Annotated in this window: 14 protein-coding genes; 2 read left to right on the top strand and 12 right to left on the bottom strand. The window is 60.9% G+C overall.

All coding sequences use genetic code 11. The features are described from left to right. Nucleotides 1-2: 2 nt before the first annotated feature. Nucleotides 3-869 (top strand): HlyD family secretion protein, encoded by an 867-nt coding sequence (locus QLG12_RS19920; RefSeq protein WP_064382470.1) that lies wholly within the window; start codon nucleotides 3-5, stop codon nucleotides 867-869. Between the two features lie 123 nt (nucleotides 870-992). On the opposite strand, the gene QLG12_RS19915 is transcribed toward QLG12_RS19920, so the two are convergent. Continuing rightward, on the bottom strand, nucleotides 993-1,817 hold the full coding sequence (locus QLG12_RS19915; protein WP_197869747.1) for an SDR family oxidoreductase: 825 nt from the start codon (nucleotides 1,815-1,817) through the stop codon (nucleotides 993-995). Nucleotides 1,818-1,852: 35 nt separating this feature from the next. After that, nucleotides 1,853-2,317, bottom strand: coding sequence for a hypothetical protein (locus QLG12_RS19910; protein ID WP_064382468.1), 465 nt, complete (start codon nucleotides 2,315-2,317; stop codon nucleotides 1,853-1,855). Nucleotides 2,318-2,500: 183 nt separating this feature from the next. On the opposite strand from QLG12_RS19910, the gene QLG12_RS19905 reads away from it, so the two are divergent. After that, on the top strand, nucleotides 2,501-5,218 hold the full coding sequence (locus tag QLG12_RS19905) for an RHS repeat-associated core domain-containing protein (RefSeq protein ID WP_282475116.1): 2,718 nt from the start codon (nucleotides 2,501-2,503) through the stop codon (nucleotides 5,216-5,218). An 83-nt stretch (nucleotides 5,219-5,301) separates the two neighbouring features. On the opposite strand, the gene QLG12_RS19900 is transcribed toward QLG12_RS19905, so the two are convergent. From QLG12_RS19900 to QLG12_RS19855, 10 genes are all read right to left on the bottom strand, one after another. Further along, on the bottom strand, nucleotides 5,302-6,753 hold the full coding sequence (locus QLG12_RS19900; protein WP_064382465.1) for a mannose-1-phosphate guanylyltransferase/mannose-6-phosphate isomerase: 1,452 nt from the start codon (nucleotides 6,751-6,753) through the stop codon (nucleotides 5,302-5,304). A gap of 102 nt (nucleotides 6,754-6,855) precedes the next feature. After that, nucleotides 6,856-7,512, bottom strand: a complete 657-nt coding sequence (locus tag QLG12_RS19895; protein WP_197869749.1) for an alginate O-acetyltransferase AlgF — start codon at nucleotides 7,510-7,512, stop codon at nucleotides 6,856-6,858. Between the two features lie 15 nt (nucleotides 7,513-7,527). Continuing rightward, nucleotides 7,528-8,700: an alginate O-acetyltransferase gene (locus QLG12_RS19890; RefSeq protein ID WP_197869750.1), complete on the bottom strand. Its 1,173-nt coding sequence runs from the start codon at nucleotides 8,698-8,700 to the stop codon at nucleotides 7,528-7,530. A gap of 10 nt (nucleotides 8,701-8,710) precedes the next feature. Then, a complete protein-coding gene (locus QLG12_RS19885; protein ID WP_282475115.1) occupies nucleotides 8,711-10,276 on the bottom strand; it encodes an MBOAT family protein in 1,566 nt (521 codons plus the stop codon). A 210-nt stretch (nucleotides 10,277-10,486) separates the two neighbouring features. After that, complete coding sequence (locus QLG12_RS19880; RefSeq protein ID WP_282475114.1) at nucleotides 10,487-11,611, bottom strand: mannuronate-specific alginate lyase; 1,125 nt, start codon at nucleotides 11,609-11,611, stop codon at nucleotides 10,487-10,489. An 8-nt stretch (nucleotides 11,612-11,619) separates the two neighbouring features. Beyond that, the gene (locus QLG12_RS19875) at nucleotides 11,620-13,071 is read right to left on the bottom strand and encodes an alginate O-acetyltransferase (RefSeq protein ID WP_236193188.1); all 1,452 of its coding nucleotides are present in this window, start codon (nucleotides 13,069-13,071) and stop codon (nucleotides 11,620-11,622) included. A gap of 10 nt (nucleotides 13,072-13,081) precedes the next feature. Next, nucleotides 13,082-14,653, bottom strand: a complete 1,572-nt coding sequence (gene algG, locus QLG12_RS19870; protein ID WP_282475113.1) for a mannuronan 5-epimerase AlgG — start codon at nucleotides 14,651-14,653, stop codon at nucleotides 13,082-13,084. Nucleotides 14,654-14,679: 26 nt separating this feature from the next. After that, nucleotides 14,680-16,161: an alginate export family protein gene (locus tag QLG12_RS19865; RefSeq protein ID WP_064382459.1), complete on the bottom strand. Its 1,482-nt coding sequence runs from the start codon at nucleotides 16,159-16,161 to the stop codon at nucleotides 14,680-14,682. Then, entirely contained in the window at nucleotides 16,158-17,564 is a 1,407-nt protein-coding gene (gene algK, locus QLG12_RS19860; RefSeq protein ID WP_282475112.1) for an alginate biosynthesis TPR repeat lipoprotein AlgK, read from the bottom strand. The genes QLG12_RS19865 and algK overlap by 4 nt, the downstream gene beginning before the upstream one ends. A 9-nt stretch (nucleotides 17,565-17,573) precedes the next feature. Further along, entirely contained in the window at nucleotides 17,574-18,743 is a 1,170-nt protein-coding gene (locus tag QLG12_RS19855; protein WP_197869756.1) for an alginate biosynthesis protein Alg44, read from the bottom strand. Nucleotides 18,744-18,772: the final 29 nt, after the last annotated feature.

Here is an 18,772-nt window from a genome sequence, read left to right as displayed (position 1 = left end):
CGATGAAAAAGTTTTTCAGCCTGCTCGCGACCCTGCTGGTGCTGGCCCTGGCGCTGTGGATCGGCCGCACGTTGTGGGAGCACTACATGAACACCCCGTGGACCCGCGACGGCCGGGTGCGCGCCGACATCATCAACGTCGCCGCCGACGTCACCGGTGAAGTGGTGGACGTGCCGGTACGTGACAACCAGTTGGTGAAAAAAGGTGATCTGCTGATGCAGATCGACCCCGAGCACTATCGCCTGGCGGTGAAACAGGCGCAGTCGCTGGTCGCTTCGCGCAAGGCCACGTGGGAGATGCGCAAGGTCAACGCCCATCGCCGCGCCGACCTCGACAACCTGGTGATCTCCAAGGAAAACCGCGACGACGCCAGCAACATCGCCGACTCCGCACTGGCCGATTACCAACAGGCCCAGGCGCAACTGGAAGCCGCCGAACTCAACCTCAAACGCACCGAAGTGCGGGCGGCGGTGGACGGCTACGTGACCAACCTCAACGTCCATCGCGGCGACTACGCCCGTATTGGCGAAGCGAAAATGGCCGTGGTCGACATGAACTCTTTCTGGGTCTATGGCTTCTTCGAAGAAACCAAACTGCCTCACGTGCGGGTCGGCGATAAAGCGGATATGCAACTGATGAGCGGCGAAGTCCTCAAGGGCCATGTGGAAAGTATTTCCCGCGGCATCTACGACCGCGACAACCCGGAAAGCCGCGAGCTGATCGCCGATGTGAACCCGACCTTCAACTGGGTGCGCCTGGCTCAGCGAGTGCCGGTGCGGATTCACATTGATGAAGTGCCGGAAGGGGTGCTGCTGGCGGCGGGGATTACCTGCACCGTTGTGGTGAAGCAGGACGTTGTGGATAACTGACAGACCGCGTCGTAGCCGTTCGCGAGCAAGCTCGCCACACAGGCTTTTGTGTCGCACTGAATATCTGAGTGCACCGCTAAACCTGTGGGAGCGTGGCTTGCCCGCGACGGGGCTGACGCGATCTCAGAGCTGCCCGCGCAAGCCGAAGCGCTTCATCAACGTCGATTCCAGCAAGCCTTTGGGTAACAGCGTTGCCAGCAGCGGCAGCGCCCGACTGCCATTGCCGATGCGGATCAGTCGCGGTGGCTTGCTCTGCTGCACAGCCTTGAGCAATTCGGCGGCAAATTCGCTGGCTGGCGTCGGTTTGTCCTGGGACGCTTTGGCCCGCGCCCGGATGCCTTCGCGCAACGGAAACCACGGCGATTGTTCGTTGATCAATTGTTCGGCCTCATGCCCGGCATTCTTGGCGAAACTGGACTGAATCGCCCCCGGCTGCACTTCCATCACGCGAATTCCGAACGGCGCCAGCTCCATGCGCAACGCATCGCTCAACGCATGCACCGCCGCTTTCGAGGCGCAATAGGCGCCGGCAAATGGCGTGACCAGCACCCCGGAAACACTGCCGACATTCACCACCAGGCCTTTGGCCCGGCGCAGCACCGGGAACAGCGCACGGGTCACGCCGACAATCGAAAACACGTTGGTTTCGAACTGGCGCTGCATGGCTGAAACACCGCCGTCGAGCAGCGGCCCCATGGCGCCGTAACCGGCATTGTTGATCAGCACATCGAGGCCGCCGTGTTGCTGGTTGATTCGCTCGGCCAGTTGTTCCAGCGCGGCATTGTCATTGACGTCGAGCTGCACGGCAGTAAATCCGGCAGCGCCGAGTGTCGCGACATCTTCAGCCTTGCGCGCACTGGCCCAGACCTCGTAGCCGGCACTTTTGAAGGCATCGGCGAGGGCGCGGCCGATGCCGCTGGAACAACCGGTAATCAACGCAACGGGCATGGCGCATTCCTTGTGCAAAACAGTGGGAGGGGGGATCAGTCGGAGAAACTACCCTGCAAGCGCTCGGCGCGAAACTCCAGGGTTTGCGGGCGATAACCGGGGCGCAACGGCGGCATCGGCAGGCAGTCTTCCCAGTTGCCGCCGGCCTGCAATTCGCCCGGGCCGCGATAGCGTGGGGCGGCGTATTGATTGTCGGCCAGGTTCACGGTATCGCCCGGCGCGTACGCGGCAATGCGCCAGCGCAGTTCGGTCAGCGGCACGTCGTTGCCATTGTTCAACTTGAGCAACAGCGGACGGTCGGCCGGGCAGTGTTCGGGGGCATAAACGATGCGCAGTTCAAGGCGCGCCAGTTGCTTGACCTCGCGGTTGTCCAGCCACACCACCCACATCGCCACCAGCCCCAGGCCGACAGCGGCGGCCATCGACACCGGCAAGGCCTTGGCCGGGTAGCGCAACAGCAGGATCAGCCAAGTGATGACCAGCAAGACGCCGATGAACATGTTCTAACACTCCTTGAACTCGTGATGACCATCCTACCGAAGGGGCGCAGGAATGGACATTCGCGGATCGATCGAGGGCGCCATTGGTCGGGACTGTAATTTCTGACAGTAGCCGAAACAGCGTTGTGCTTGTTCAGATGCCAGAGGTACAGAAAACGCCGGTCGCGCGAGGACGCACGGTTAATGAGCTTGCACATCAATACGCCGAGATTGTCTGTGGTCGACCCGCGCGGCTTGTTGGTCCGCACGGTCGACTATTGTCGAACCGTCGAGGGCGCCCCTGTCGAGCCTAGGATCAACCGCACGCTTCACGATCCGGCAGGGCATGCGGTGAAACAGTGGGATCCGCGACTTTGGCTGTCGCAAGCCGACGACCCGCTGACGCCGGCCAATCTGAAGCGGGTGTTTGCTCTGGACGCCGCGGTGATTCGTTCGGACAGCGTCGATGCCGGCACGCAAATCGAGTTGAAGGGGCTCGCCGCGCAAACGCTGTTCAGTTGGGACAGCCGTCAGACGCAGCGTGAGATTGAGCACGACAATTTGCTGCGCCCCGTCGCGATATTCGAACAGGGGGCAGGCGTGCCTCGGCGTTGTGTCGAGCGCCTGACCTACGGTCATCCCGGCAGCGGGGATCAGTCGCAAAACCAGTTCGGACAGCTGATTCGTCATGATCATCCGGCGGGCAGCGTGCTGTTCAACGCGTTTGCAATCAGCGGCCCTTGCACCGAAGACATCCGCCACTTCACGCTGGAACCGCTGGCACCTGACTGGCCGGAGCGGGAGGCGGATCGGTCAGCCTTGCTTGAACCCGGAGCGGGGGCGACGACCCGACGGCGCTTCGGTGCACAGGGCGATGTGCTGGAACAGACCGACCCCAGGGACAACCGGCATGTTTTCGCGCTGACGGTCGATGGTCGCTTGCATGAGCGTCGGTTGCAGTTGAAGGGCCAGCGCGAGCAGACGCTGGTCAGTGACATCCGCTACGGCGCGGATGGCAGCATCGAGCGGGAAACGGCCGGCAACGGAGTGGTGGCCACGCTGACGTATCGTCCGCAGGACGGTCGCCTGACGGCCCGCCGTGATGAAGATGCCGCCAGCCGAGTACTGCAACACCGGATTTATAGCTATGACCGGATGGGCAATGTCTTGAGCATCGAAGACAAGGCGCTGCCGATCCGCTATTTCGCCAATCAGCGGATAGAGCCGGTCAGCCGGTTTGTCTACGACAGCCTGTCTCAGTTGATCATCGCGTTCGGTTGGGAGGCTGGCAGTGTCAGTCAGGGCCCGCAATCGATAGGACGCGTCGATCCGGCGGCGGTCAGCAACTATCGGCAGACTTACAAATATGACGCCAGCGGCAATCTGTGCGAATTGATTCACTTTGGCCCACAAGGCCATGGACGCAACCTGAAGCCAGCGCGGTACAGCAACCGCAGTCTCCCGTATGACGTCACGCCACCCACCGAGGAGCAAATCAAGGCGGCATTCGATCACAGGGGAAATTTGCTGCAGTTGGAGCCTGGTCAATTGCTGAGCTGGAACCTGAGCAATCAACTGCAATCGGTGAGCCCGGTGGAGCGTGCCTCCGGTGAGAGTGACCAGGAGGTTTATCTCTACGGCGATGACGGCCAGCGAGTGCGCAAGATCCGCTCATTAAAGACCAACGCACGCACCGAGGTTGCCGAAGTGCGCTATTTACCGGGATTGGAGTTGCGCAGCGATAACGGAACAGGCGAGCGGTTGCAGGTCATCACCGTCGAGGGCGAGCTCAACAGTGTTCGAGTACTGCACTGGGACAGTGCGCCACCCGCGAGCGTCAACGATCGGTATCGATACGGATGTGCCGATCATTTGGGGTCCATCAGCCTGGAAACCGCCGACGACGGCGCGATCATCAGTCAGGAGCGTTTCCACCCTTTCGGTACAACCGCCTGGCAGGACGGCGAACACAGTTACAAATTCGTGCGTTACTCGGGCAAGGAGCGTGACGCGACCAGGCTGTGCTACTACGGTTATCGCTATTACGTACCCTGGCTGCAGCGCTGGGCCAGTCCGGATCCGGCGGGCATAAAGGCCGATGGCCCTAACCTTTTCCGGATGGTGCGCAATAACCCTATGACGTTTTTTGACGAGCAGGGAGAGGAGTCGAATTCCAAATCGGCAGTGCGTACGGCAATCGAGATATTTGAATCGTACAAGGACAATTACAGCGACACGGACAGAGTGAAGCCCTACACCATGATGAACGAAATTACCGAGGGCAAGCTCAAGTTCAAAACTACAAAGGCAACACCTGCGGTGCTCGAAAAGACCAAAGACTTGAAGTTTACCCTGCGTCATTACTCATACAACTTCGCGACGAAGGGCGCGGCACCGGCACATATGGACATCAAGTCAAACTTTTCTCTGGTCAACGGCAAATTGAAGGCGTTGGGTGGAAAAGGTGGCAATACCAGCGAAAAGGATTGGACCAAGGCTGGGAATATGGGGTTCACCTTCTTTCTTTTATCCATCAACGGAGAAGTGAACGAGCGCAGATTTCTAGCGGGCATGACGCATTTCGCAGAGTATGACCTTGAGGACGACAATGCACTCAGGAGCGCCTTTGGTGACAGCTACGACAGCCTGGAGTTTTTTGCTTCCCCGGATGTGCTTGATCCGAAGCACTCATCCGACTTGAGCGCAGTTCCCATGATCAGAGGCCGATTGAAAGAGTTGAAGGCATTGCTGATAGGCAATTCGGGAATCAGTCCGGTGCAGGTGGGAAGAATGGATGCACGGACAATGCTGGACAGTCTCGACAAGTCATTCCACGGAACACTTGAAATCAAAATTCCCGGATCGGTAACCGTCAGTACATGGCACAAAAAAGTTAAGGCCGGTACCTCCAGCGCTTTATGAGCGTCAGTAAAAAGCCCCCGCCCAACCCACTGTGGATAGGGGACGCAGCGGGTTGGACGGGGGCTTCTTGTTTTACGGAACGCTTACTGCGCGATGGTTTTCACCGACACGCCACGTTCGACCGGAGTCGAGCGACCGTAGATATCTTCGAAGCGTTCGATGTCGTCTTCACCCAGGTACGAGCCCGACTGGACTTCGATGATTTCCAGCGGGATCTTGCCCGGGTTGCGCAGGCGATGCACCGAGGCGATCGGGATGTAGGTCGACTGGTTTTCAGTGAGCAGGAATACGTTCTCGTCACAGGTCACTTCGGCGGTGCCGCTGACCACGATCCAGTGTTCGGCGCGGTGGTGGTGCATCTGCAGCGACAGGCACGCGCCCGGCTTGACCGAGATGTGCTTGACCTGGAAGCGGCCACCCATGTCCACCGAGTCGTACGAGCCCCACGGACGGTACACCTCGCAGTGGTTCTGGGTTTCGCTGCGGCCCTGAGCGTTGAGGGTGTTGACCATCTGCTTGACGCCCTGAACCTTGTCCTTGTGGGCGATCATCATGGCGTCCTTGGTTTCGACCACCACGATGTTTTCCAGACCGATCACCGACACCAGTTTGCCGTTGCCGTGGATCATGCAGTTCTTGCTGTCCTGGATGACCACGTCGCCCTTGCTGACGTTGCCGTTGGCGTCCTTCTCGTTGACCTCCCACAGCGACGACCAGCAGCCGACATCGCTCCAGCCGGCGGTCAGCGGTACCACGCAGGCGCGCTGGGTTTTTTCCATCACGGAATAGTCGATGGAGTTGTCCGGGCAGCAGGCGAAGGTGGCTTCGTCCAGGGTGACGGTGTCGGCATCCTGCTGGCTGCGCTCGAGGGTCAGCAGGCAGGTGTCATAGATGTCCGGATCATGTTTTTTCAGTTCTTCGAGGAAACGGCTGGCGCGGAACAGGAACATGCCGCTGTTCCAGTAGTAACCGCCGGACTCAACGTACTCGGTGGCGCGTTTGACGTCGGGTTTTTCCACGAAGTGCGAGACGCGGCTGACGCCTTCCGGCAGCAGCGAATCACCGGTGGACTTGATGTAGCCGTAACCGGTTTCCGGTTTGGTGGCCGGTACGCCGAACAGCACCATCTCGCCGTTTTCAGCAGCGACGGTGGCCAGGGCCAGGGCGCGTTGCAGGGCTTTCTGGTCTTCGAGAACGTGGTCGGCCGGCAGCACCAGCATCAGTTCGTCGCGACCTTCATTGACCAGCATCATCGCGGTCAGGGCCACGGCCGGCGCGGTGTTGCGGCCGAACGGCTCCATCAGGATGCGTTGGCATTCCAGGTTGCGGCTGGCCAACTGCTCGTTGACGATGAAGCGGTGATCCTTGTTGCAGACCACGATCGGGGTGTCCATGCCTTCGAACACCAGACGCTCGAGGGTTTGCTGGAACAGTGTGTGTTCGCCGGTCAGGGCGAGGAACTGCTTGGGAAACTGCTTGCGCGAAAGCGGCCAAAGACGTGAGCCGCTACCACCTGACAAGATCACCGGAATCATATTGTTTACTCCTAAAAATGCAGTTGGGAGCTGCAAGCTGCAAGTGGCGAGTTAGAAGCACTTCACTTGCAGCTTGAGGCTTGTAGCTGATAGCTCGAGCGATTAGCGAGTCGACACCGGGCGTTTTACCCAGACTGGCGACAGGTTGCTGCCGTTGCCGGTGACGTACAGCACCGCTGCCTCACCGCGCTCCAGGGCGACCGGTTTTACGTCGCCGACTTTCTTGTCGCCTTCGTACAGCGCCAGGCTGACTTTCACCGGGTTGATTTCACGCTCGCCACGGCCCTTGGCGGCCACGTTCGGCACCACCTCGGTCTTGCCGTCGGCGGTCTTCAGGGTCAGCGGTTTGTCGCTGAGGTTCTGCACGCGCACCAGGGATTTCTGCTTGTTCTTGAACGGCGGTTCTTCGATCAGTTGCGGCGCGCCGGAAGCGTTGTTGACCAGGGTGTAGTAGTGGTCACTGGCGAGTTTCACCGGCAGGGTCTGGCTGCCGACCTTGGCGCTGTAGTCACCGCCCGGCATGAAGCTGAAGTCGCTGCTGGCCAGTGGCGCAACGTCGCTCAGATTGGTGCTGCCGACGGTGGCGCTGACTTCAGCGTTGCTGGCGTTGTAGACCCGTACGAAGGTCGAGCCTTTCGGAGCGGTCGGGCCGTACAGCGCGGCGTCGCCACCGGCGAAGGCCTGGACCGACAGCACGCTCAGACCCGCAACCAGAGCGAAGCGTTTGGCGAGACGACGAGGAGTAGTAGTGAAAGTCATGGTGTTACCTCTCTTTCAGTTTTGCGCCCGATCGGGCGTCTCGGATTTAGTGTTGATGGCTACGTTTTGTTGGCGAGCGCCGGCTTGTTTGAGCTCTGCGACCCACTGCGGGTCGGCGTCGCCGATTTCGTTGTTCACAGGCAGATATCGTTCAGGAAACTCCCAGATCAGCACCTGTGGCGGGCTGTTCTTGAAGTCGTCGCTTTTCAGGTAGCTGAGCATCGGCAGGATCGGGCCGTGGCCGTCTTCGGCGTAATTGACCACGTCGCTGTGCAGCGCTTGCTTGAGCGCACCGACAAAGTTCCAGTTCGGGTTGGCGCTGTAGCTGGTGCCGATCAGGGCCACCGGCACTTCGCTGTTGGCGAACAGCGCGTCGTCCCCGGCAGGTTGCTCGACGGCCACGGTGTTGCGCTTTTGCAGCGGTTCCTTGGCCGGCATCAGGTTTTCGAACAGCGGATCCAGCGGCAGGAACAGACGCAGGTCGCCCTTGTGCGTGACTTTCTCCGCCGGTGTGGTGACAAAGTTTTGCGGCTCGCCGCTGAGCGGGAACTTGTCGGAGATGGTCTTGGCCAGGGTGTTGGCGGCGATTTCCGCGCCTTCAGGTGTCCAGTGGGTGTCGGTGCGCAGGAACACTTGCTGACCGTTCTGCTTGGCCTTTTGCAGCGGGCCGAGCAGGTCGGGGGCGAGGATCTTGTCCGCCGCGACACGGGCGTGGAAATCCTGATAGAGATTGGCGTGGATGCTCGCCGGTTTCACTTCACCCAGGTGTTCCGGGTACAGGCGAGCCTTGGCCGGCACGATCGCCATCACCAGTTTCACGCCTTTCTCTTTCAGGGTCTGGCGCACGCCTTCGACCAGCGCGTAGTTGCCTTGCAGGTTCAGCTCTTCGTTGACGATCGGGTTGAATTCCTCATCGCTGTACAACCATTGATCGCGACCGAGCACCACGCCCGGACGACCTTCGTTGAACAGTTTGAAATCCAGCGCGGCCCAAAGGTTGGTGCCCAGGCGCTTGATCGGGAATTCATCGTCGTAGTGGGTTTCCACGGCTTTGGTCCAGCGGCCGTTGAGCACTGTCGCATCGGCGTTGGTGCTGAAGCCGAAGAAGCTGCGCACCGACCACAGACCGAGCACCAGCAGGGTCACCAGAAACAGCGCGATGTAGAAAATGCGTAATGAGCGGGTCATGTCAGATCCCTCAGAACTGGAAGTAAAGGAACGGCGAGAAGCTTTGCGCCGAGAGTTTGAGAATCGAGGCGATGAACAGCAGCAGGATCAGCCCGCGCATCACGTAGCGCGACCAGTCCGCGGTCCAGTAGGCCGGTTGCACCTGGGCTTCGACGCCGACGGTGTAGCCAGGCTCATGGATGCTCGCCGGGTTTTCGCCCGGGGCTGCCTTGATCATTCCCGGCGTCGCCGTGGCCGGGCCGTTGGCCTCGACGTTGACTTCAGGTTTGCTCTTGGCTGGCGGCTGGTTGGTGTACAGATCGCGCAGGCCGAAGAACGCCAGGGTCACGTAAGCCACCACCAGAGTTGCCACTTGCAGGCCGGTGAGGCTGGCCTGGTTGAGTTCCGACAGCGACCAGTCGCCGAAGCTGAACATCGCGCCGTACATGCGGCCGGCAACGTGCAGGTTTTCCGCGCGGAAGATCACCCAGCCCATGACCACCAGCAGGAAGGTCAGCGCCCAGCGGATCGGGTTGAGGCGGCGCGGCGCAGTGTTCAGGCCGAGCATTTTTTCGATCGCCAGCCACATGCCGTGCCACGCACCCCAGACGATGTAGGTGATGTTCGCGCCGTGCCACAGACCACCGAGCAGCATGGTCAGGAACAGGTTGCGATAGGTCATCAGCGTGCCTTTGCGGTTACCGCCAAGCGTGATGTACAGGTAGTCACGCAGCCAGGTCGACAGGCTGATGTGCCAGCGGCGCCAGAACTCGGTGATCGACTGGCTGATGTACGGCTGCTTGAAGTTTTCCATGAAGCGGAAACCCATCATCAGGCCCAGGCCGATGGCCATGTCGCTGTAACCGGAGAAGTCGAAATACAGCTGTGCGGTGTAGGCCAGCGCGCCAAGCCAGGCATCGCCCGTGGTCGGGTTTTGCAGGGCGAAGCAATGGTCGGCCACCACGGCGAGGGTGTCGGCGATGAATACCTTCTTGATGAAACCCTGCATGAACCGGGTGCAGCCCTCGGAGAACTTGTCGAGGGTGTGGGTGCGGTTGTTGAACTGGTCGGCCAGGTCACGGAAACGCAGCACGGGACCTGCGATCAGGTGCGGGAAGATCGCCACGAACGCCGCGAAGTCGATCAGGTTGCGGGTGGCCGGGGTGTCGCCGCGGTAGACGTCGATGATGTAGCTGATCGATTCGAAGATGTAGAACGAGATACCGATCGGCAACAGCACGTGGGTCAGGATGAACGGCTCGAGCCCCATCGAGGTCATGATCGCGTTGATGCTCTCGACGCCGAAGTTGGCGTACTTGAAGTAGCCGAGGATGCACAGGTCCACCGCCACGCCGAGCAACAGCCAGCGCTGGGCCGGTTTGCTGCGCACGCCGGCGGCGCCGACTTTCAGGCCGATCCAGTAGTTCCACAGGGTGACGCCGGCGAACAGGGCCAGGAAGTCCACCCGCCACCACGCGTAGAACACGTAGCTGGCGATCAGCAGCAGCAGGTTGCGATAGCGTTGCCCGCTCAGGTAGTACAAGCCGAGAAAGATCGGCAAGAACAGAAACAGGAACACGTTGGATGAAAATACCATCCCGATCTCTCCATGTTTGAACCAACAGTCAAGGGCCAAAGCCCCCCCAAACCCCCCATGAAAAGTCCGGGGGATGTATTGCATCCAGATTCACCACAACTTTTGTGGGAGCTGGCTTGCCAGCGATAGCGTCGGGTCAGTCGACATCAGTGTTGAATGTCGGATTGCAATCGCTGGCAAGCCAGCTCCCACAGGGTTTTGTGTTCTGCCTTACGATCCCTTGTTGCCCTTTTCATGGGACGGGTCGTAGACCTTGGTCAGGTCGCCGCCGAGGCGGAAGGTCTTGAACGGCTGCATGCCGTGCTTCTTCTCGATCACATCCGGCGAACAGGTGTAGAGGGTGCAGAACGGTTCGAGCCAGGCGAATTTCATGTCCTGTTTCAGGTCGGTCATGTCCTGCTCTTTGCCGTTCTTCTTCTCGAACTGCTCCGGGTCTTTCACCCCGGCCAGCACCCGGTCACCCAGACGTTTCAGCGCACCGTTGTTTTCCTGACGCAGATCCACGCCATTGACCTGGGCAAAACTGGCGATCATCGCCAGCGGCGGCAGGGCGTAGTTGTGGTAGGCGAGGGCGCGTTGCTGGCGCTTGAGTTCGTTCGGCAGGAAACCGTCGGCATCGATTTGATTGACGCCGACCTTGTATTCCTTGACCGCCCAATCGAACAGGTCGCGGCGGTTGGTGGCGACCGACGTCGCCATCACCGACCAGGCTGCCCAGTACGAGTGGTTGTTGGTTTTCTCCAGCGGCAGGTTGTCCCAGTCGCTGACCACCTGATCGGCCATTTTGCTGAACCAGGCTTCGATCACCTGGGCTTCCTGTTGGTGCTGGGCCAGCGGATGGGAGTCGGAGAACTTCAGGCGAATGTACGAAGAGGCCATGCTGCCCAGCGCCCATTTGCGCATCGATTTGCCGGTGTGGTTGAAATCCTTCGACATCAACGCATCGGCCTTGGCCCAGGCGGTGAGCCAGTTGAGCGTGCAATCGAGCTGCTCCGGGCGACCGTCGCGCATGAATTGCATCACCCGCTTGGCAGTGCCGCGCTCAAGTGTGGTGATGTCTTTGGTGGTGTCGCGAAAGGCTTTTTCCGACTGCACGTTCAGCGTCGCGCGGGCCTTGTCCGAGCCTTCGTATTTGCTGCGAAATTGCAGTGGCCCGGTGTAGGGCGTCGGCATTGCATCGCAGCCTTCGCTCTTGTCGCCGGTCTTGAATTTATCCACCGGCGCAAAATAGCCCTGTGGCGGACGCAGTGGTGCGGCGGCCTGCGCGGTGCCGGCGAAGATCGCCAGCCCGAGCAGTGTCGGCGCCAAAAGAGTTTTCAGTTTCGGATTTCGCATAGCAGACCTCATTGCCCGACCTGAGCGGTTTGTTGCCCAGCGCCCGGGAATACGTTGCGTTTGCAGATTTTCGCTTCGACTTTCTGTGGCGCGGTGCCCGCTTCCGGACCCTGGACTTCGACGGCCAGCAGGTTTTGCGAGGCCCAGTCTTCGTCCGTGCGCAGCTCAAAGGCGAAACGACCGTCGGTGTCGGAGGTTTCCGGTTTCTCGATCTTGATGTCCTCGTGGCGACCGTTCATGTACCAGAGGGTGGCTTGCAGGGTTTTCACCGAGGTGTCGGCGAAGCGGATGTCGACCTGATGGCTGCTGTTCTGCAGGTTCAGGTTCTTGCTGTTGACCAGCAGTTCTTGTTTGCCGCCCGGCTTGAGCGTGGTGCTGGCGGACATTTGCGCCTCTTTGCCTTCGCAGCCGTTGTCGAGCAGCGCCATCATCTGGCGATAGATGGTTTCCTGGTCGAGGCGGTACAGCGGCGAGAATTCCCAGATAAGGATTTTCGGCGGCGTCTTCTGGAATTCGTCGCTGCCCAGGTACTGCAGCATCGAACCTTCCAGACCGCCGCCGGGGAACGCGACGTTGAGAATATCGGCGCCGATGGCTTCTTCGAGGAAGCCGGCGAAGTTGTAGTTCTTGCCGCTGTGCGAAGTGCCGACCAGGGTGATTTGCGGATTGCCGGAATCACCGAACAGATCGCCGTCACCGGCTTCGCCTTTCGGCTCGGTAGTGAACTGGTCCATGTACTGGATCGCGTAACTGGTGCCGCACAGTTGCCCGGCCATGTTGTGCAGGGTGCCGGTCTTGCCCATGCGCCCGGAGCGTTTGGTTTCGAACTCGCGCTTGGGAATGTCGGCGAAGGCCGGAATCTGCTTGACCTTCTCTGCGACGATTTTCGCCGTGCGCTGGGCGCCGTACGGCGTCCAGTGCTGGTCACCGCGGAAATAGAAATCGTGGGCGGGCAGGGTCTCCGGTAGCGATTCGTTGGTCAGCGGCGACAGGTCCGGCACCACGTAACCCATCTTGGCGAAACGGCCAAGCATGGTCTTGTAGTTGCCCAGCGCTTTCTCGTAATCGAACGCGGCTTTCTCCGCCGGGTTGAGCTTGTTGCGGTTCACCAAGCCACGGGTCGGCTGGTAGACGATCACCAGTTCGACGCCTTTGGCCTTGAACGCATCGTGCAGCTGTTGCAGGCGTTTGTAGCCGGCCGGGGTGGTGTTGAACTCGGTGCGCAAATCTTCCTGGGTCCGGAACAACCAGTCGCCCTGCGCCTGCACCAGGGTGGTGAAGTTCTGCTGGTAGCGGGTGGTGTAGTTCTTCGCGTCGTGGGCCGCCGGGCACAGGCTGCAGCACGGTTCGGCGGTGAACGTCGGCGCTTTCACGTCGTCCGCGCGGGCGCCGTTGCTGGCCGCCAGAATGCCTACGGTCAGGGCCGACAGGCTGAGTAATTTGATCAAGTGTGGGTGCATAAAATTATCCTCAGTCCTGCAATTCGGTCTGGCGTTCGACAGGGTCGATCAGCACGGCTTTCTGCTGGCGCACCAGCAGGTCGAGAATTTCATCCTGGCGCTCGCCGAGGATGCCGTTGAAGCTGATGCCGCTGGATTTGGTCGGCGCCAGCATCGACACGCGATACAGCTCGACACTCAGGGGCGAATCGATAGCCATCGGGCCGCTGCCGTTGGCCGCCAGTTCACCGCCGACCACGATCAGCGAGACCTGGGCGTCGAACGGGTCGAGCTTGATGTCACGGTCGGTGTCGGTCAGGTCCTTGATGTGCCCGTAGACGCCGGTCAGGCCGTTGGCCATGGCGACGTTCTCGTAGAGGCGAATGTTCACGCTGTTACGAATACGGATGCCGTGGCGCTTGTTGCTGATGACCTTGTTGCCCCACAGCAGGTTGTCGGCAGACTCGTAGAGGGTGATGCCGTCGGTGTGGTTCTTGTAGATCTCGTTGTAGGCAATGATGTTGTTGACGCTGTTACGGTCGATCACCAGCCCCGAGAGGTGGTTGTCGTAGCTTTTGTTGTTGAAGATGAAGCTGTCGTTCACCTCACGGGAAATGATGATCCCGTGCTTCTTCTTCGTGCCGTACACCGTGTTCTCGGCAATGATCAGACCGTGGGAACGGTCGTGCGGGTCGATGCCGTAGACGATGTTGTCCTTGTAGGTGTTGCCCTTGACCACGAAGTCGCGGGTCTCGTAGCAGTAGAAGCCGTACCACATGTCCGAGAACTCGGAACCGACGATCCAGCCGGTCGGCTCGGGACGCTTGAGCACCTTGGCCATGTTCGGCGTGTACTGGGAAATACTCACCCCGTAGGACTTACTGTTGGCGTAGCCGAAGCTGGCCATCTTGCTGTTGACGATGTAGGTCTCGGTGCCGCCCCAGGCCAGCAGGAACGGACGGAATTCCTTCGGCGAACGGAACGTCGCCGGGCCGTTTTCCTTCTCGCGCCAGCCGGTGACCTTGGTGTCACGCACGAACAGCTGACCGTCGTTGACCAGGAACGAACCAGCCTCTTGCGAGAGACGCAGCTCCTGGGTCTGGCCGTCGATTTCGAGGATGCCTTTGCGGCCGACCACGATCGGCAACTTGGCCAGGTAGACGCCCGGCGAGGTTTCGCTGAAGTACTGCTTGGGCAGTTTCTGCGCCAGTTCTTTCAGGTTCATGTAGCCGTCGTCAACGAAGATCGCCTGCGGGATGCCGTGCTGACGCACCACCCATTCGGCCATCTTGTTGTCGCCGCCGATGAAGTCTTTCAGGGCGTCTTCCTGCATCATCCGGCGCACGCTGATCTTGCCCGGTTTGCTGCGCACGATTTTCGCGGCGGCGGCTTCGGCGGTGTAGCCGGAGAGGTCGGGCAATGTCGGCTTGGCCAGTTCCAGCGCTTCGGTCGGCGCGCTGCTGACGGTGTAGGTCTTGGCCTGTTGCAGCTCCTTGGCGGTGGTCACGGGTTTGGCCGGTTCCACACTGGCGAAGGCGCCGGCCGAGGCCAGCAGCATCGCGCCGGCCAGCAGGCTGAGTGAGCCTTTGCGGGCACTGTTCATGTCGGGCACTCCCTTGGCGGTCAGCATCAGAAGCGCCAGATCACGTCGATGAACGCGCGGTGCATGTACGAATCGACCTGGCTGCCGTAGGCATCACCCGGCTTGAACACACCGCCACGGAAACGCACCAGCGCCGAAGGCTCGTCGATCGACTGGCTCAGCGCCGCCGGCAGCAAGCCTTGCTTGAAGTACTTGGTGACTACCAGATCCATTTCCTGGCCCAGATCCTTGTTGCCGTCCTGCAGTGGCAGCGAGGTGCTGGAGAGGATTGCGCCGGTGACGTCGTCGGTGTTGTTTTCCACGGCATTGATGCCGTTGCTGCCCACCGGCTTGTTGCCGTCCACGCGCCAGAACTTGTGGTAGATCAGGCTGGCGTCGTACTGGTCGTTGAGCATCCACGAACCGAACAGGGTGGCGGTCTGCATGTTGTTCATTTCGCCACGGAAGGCCTCGCCGAAACGGTGAACCCGCGAGCGAGTGCCGGTGTAGTTCGAGCGGTTGCTTTCCAGGCCGTTCTGTTCGTAATCGGCGCTGGCACGGGCATACGCCGCACCGACCTGCCACTGCGGATCGAGGCGCAGACGCACACCGATGTCGGTGGCCCAGCCGTCGACGTTGTCGCTGCGCTTGGCCTGTGCCGGGCGGGTGCCATCGGCGTTGAGGGCGTTGACCGTGTCGCGGTCGCCGCTCATACCGGTGATGCTGCCCCAGTAGTTGACGGTGTTGGTGTTGCGCCAGTTGTAGGCGTCGCTGTCAGCGGTCAGGCCGAGCCAGCTGATGTCGCCGTTCTGGGTTTTATCCAGCGAATCACGTGGTACGCCGGGTTCGGCGTAGTCGAGCTTGCCGTCGTCATGGGTGTGGTGGCCGCGAATGCCGACCCAGTTGCCCGGTGTCCACTGATAAGCGGCATCGGCGTAGGCGTGCAGGCGATCCTTGTCTTTCGGCGCCAGCTCTTTCAAGTCGGTGCGGTATTCGCTGAAGCGTTCGGCGACACCGGCGTTGGCCCGCAGCAGGGTGGTGTCGAAAGTCCAGTTCAAGGCTTCGATGTTGGTGTCGCGCCACTGGCCGTCGTCGTTGCGCAGGCGCTGGCGACCGAACTTGAGGATCTCGCCGGGGTAGGGCGTCAGGCCGCTGTAGCCGACCCAGAACTCGCGCATCGCCAGGTAGTTTTTCTTGGTCTTGCGGTCGCCGTTGTCGGTGGTTTGTTCACCGTCGGACTGCTGCAGGGTGTCGGTCTCGATGATGTCGGTCGAGGTCACGGCCTGGCCCATTGCGTAGGCGCTCCACGCGCCGCTTTCGCCGTAGACCCACGGACGCAGATCGAGGCCGAGGCCATTGACATCGCCGCCGCTGGCGGTGCCGAGGTCGCGGTCGTCTTCGGACTGGCCGGTGATTTTCACTTCGAGGCCGAAGTTCTTCGATTCCGTCATCGCGGCCAGGGTCGGGCAAGACCAGATCAGCGCGAACGTGAGGCCAATGCCGGCCTTCACAAAGGGATTCAATTTCATAATTTTTCCTCGCCGTCTTCTTCTTGCAGGGCGTGCAGTTGCAGCGTGTTCTGGTTCAGGGCGCCACGGGTTGCCTGTTCCTGTTGCAGCAGGCGCTGGGCTTCGGCCAGGCGCTCGGGCGGCAGTTGCGCGGCGAGGGTGGTCGCCAGCTCATCCGCTTGCGGGGTGTTTTGCGCCTTGGCCAACTGACTGAACACGTAGGCGTTGACCGGGTCGGGCTGGGTGCCCTTGCCTTGGGAAAACAGCTGGGCGATGGCGAAGTCGGCGCTGTTCTGGCCGTTGCGCGCAGCGGTCAGCAGATGGTCGAGGGCCTTCTGCGGATAGACCTTGCCCAGGTAGCCACGGCGGTAGATCTGGCCGAGGTAGTAGTCGGCAGCGACTTCGCGGCCGACGGCTTTCTGGAAATGTTCCTCGGCGACTTTCGCGTCGGCCGGGACCAGTTTGCCTTCGTAGTAGAGCTTGCCCAGCAGCAGTTCGGCGCGCGGCTGATCGGCGGCGCGGCCGTTGTCCAGGTACTTCATCATCTGGTCGACGTCGCCCAGTTCCGGGAAATCGTAGAGCAGTTGTGCGAGGGTGACCCACGACGCCGGGTAGCCCGGAGCGATCAGTTCGAGCAGCAACTGCGCGGTTTTTTCGTCGGTCTTGCCCAGGGTCGAATCGGCCAGCACACGGGCCACCGAATCCACCCGCTGAGCACTGACGGTGCCGCGGCTGTAACCGGCCTGCATTTGTTTGATCAGCTCGGCCTGCTGGTCCGGCGCGCCACGTTTCTGATAGACCGTGGCCAGCTCGACGTAGCAGATGTCGGTGGTATTGAGCGCGGCCTTGCAGATCTTTTCCACGTCATCCAGATGTTGGTCGTAAGTGCCCTGAGTGCGATACAGCAGCACCTGGGCGAGGCCGGCTTCCGGGTAACCGGATTTGCGCCATTGATCGATCTGCTGCTGGGCATTGATGTTCGGGAAGCTGTGCGGGAATTGCAGGTACAGCATCGCGAGCGGGATCAGCGTGTTGCCTTCGCCACTGGCGGCGGCTTTCTTCAGCAGGCTTTCGGCTTCCTGATGCTCGGCTTCGGTGGAGCCGGGCTTGGCCACCAGCAGACGACCGAGTCGGGCCTGGGCACGGGGCGAAACACTGGCGGCGGCGCGGTAGGTGGCTTCGGCCTGTTTCATTTGTTCGGGGTCACGGCTGTCGACCTGGATGTCGGCAAGGCCCACCTGGGCTTCGCTGTAACCCAGATCCGCCAGCGCACGGTAGTTCTGCGCGGCGGTCGCGGTGTCACCGCGCTTGAGCGCTTCGTTGGCCAGACGCTGGTCGGGCAGGCCGGCGCAACCGGCCAGGGCGATTGCCATGGCCAGGGTCAGCGGGACCGGCAGGATTCTGATAGGGCTCGTCACGGGCATGTCCTCGACTTAAAGACCGGCAGCCATGGCTTTGTCGATCAGCCAGTTCAGGTTCGGACCACGGTCGCTGTTCACCTCCACCGGGCGGCCGGCGAAGCGGCTGTCCAGCGGCTCGTCAGGCTGGATCTGCACGCGGATGTCGGATGACAGGTCAGCGCTTTTCAGGCTGGTGCTGCTGACGATCTTGCCGGTACGGGTCTTGTCTTCGCCGGCGATCTGGAAGCTCACCGGAGTGCCCGGACGCACGTCGCCGAACTGGCGATAGGAGAAGCGCGCATCGACGGTGGCCTGGGTGTTGCGCGGCACCAGTTGGAAGATCACGTCGCCCTTGCTCGCGTACTGACCGTCGGCCACCAGTTGCTGGGCCACGGTGCAATCGCAGGGCGAGGTCAGGGTGCCGGTCATTTGCTTGCCGAACAGTTCTTCAACCTTGGCCGGAGACAGTTGATCTTCTTCCAGGTGACCTTTGAGTACGTCGAGCATGCTGGTACTGAAGGTTGCCAGTGGAGCGCCTTTGGCGGCGACGCCGTCGGACTTCACCAGGCTTTGTACGGTGCCGTCGCGCGGCATGGTGATGTTCATTCCCGGCACGCTGACCAGACCGGCCTGTGCATGGCTGACGAAATACATGCTGTACACCGATTTGAAAATGAAACCCGCCGCCACCAGGCCGACCGCGAAGATACCGGCGCTGAAGGTCACCGCTTTCAGACGCCCGAACGGGGTCATGCCGGAGTCGCTGTCCTTGACCTTGCGGGCCTTGGTGAAGTTGTCGCGCTGCAGGGTTGCCAGCACTTCGCCGATGCTGACGATGTCGCCGGCCAGGTGCGAAGTGATCAGGTGACGCAGGGTCGAAATGTCCTGCGGCTCGAGGTTCTGGAACTGGCAGCCAGCACGACCCGTCTGGCGGTCGTAGGAGCGCACTTGCAGTTCAACGTCCATGGCCAGGCCGAGGTTGTCGATGACGAACTGCAGACGCGCCTTGTACACCTCGCCGACGGTCAGCGGCAGTTGTCCGGCGTTGAACGCCAGACCACCGGCGGACAGGTCGAGGACCCGCGCTTCAACCGGAGTCCGGTCGGGGCCGAAGAAACGCAGCTTGGCCGGGATTTTCACACGGGCGTGCTGACGCTGGGCTTCGGATTCATGCACTACGTTGACGTTGACGGCGGTATTCATGGGGGCGATTTCCTTGTTAATTCAATAGG

It is taken from the genome of Pseudomonas sp. V88_4, assembly GCF_029967985.1.
Taxonomy (GTDB): Bacteria; Pseudomonadota; Gammaproteobacteria; order Pseudomonadales; family Pseudomonadaceae; genus Aquipseudomonas; species Aquipseudomonas glycinae.
This window is presented reverse-complemented; position numbering and strand designations above follow the sequence as displayed.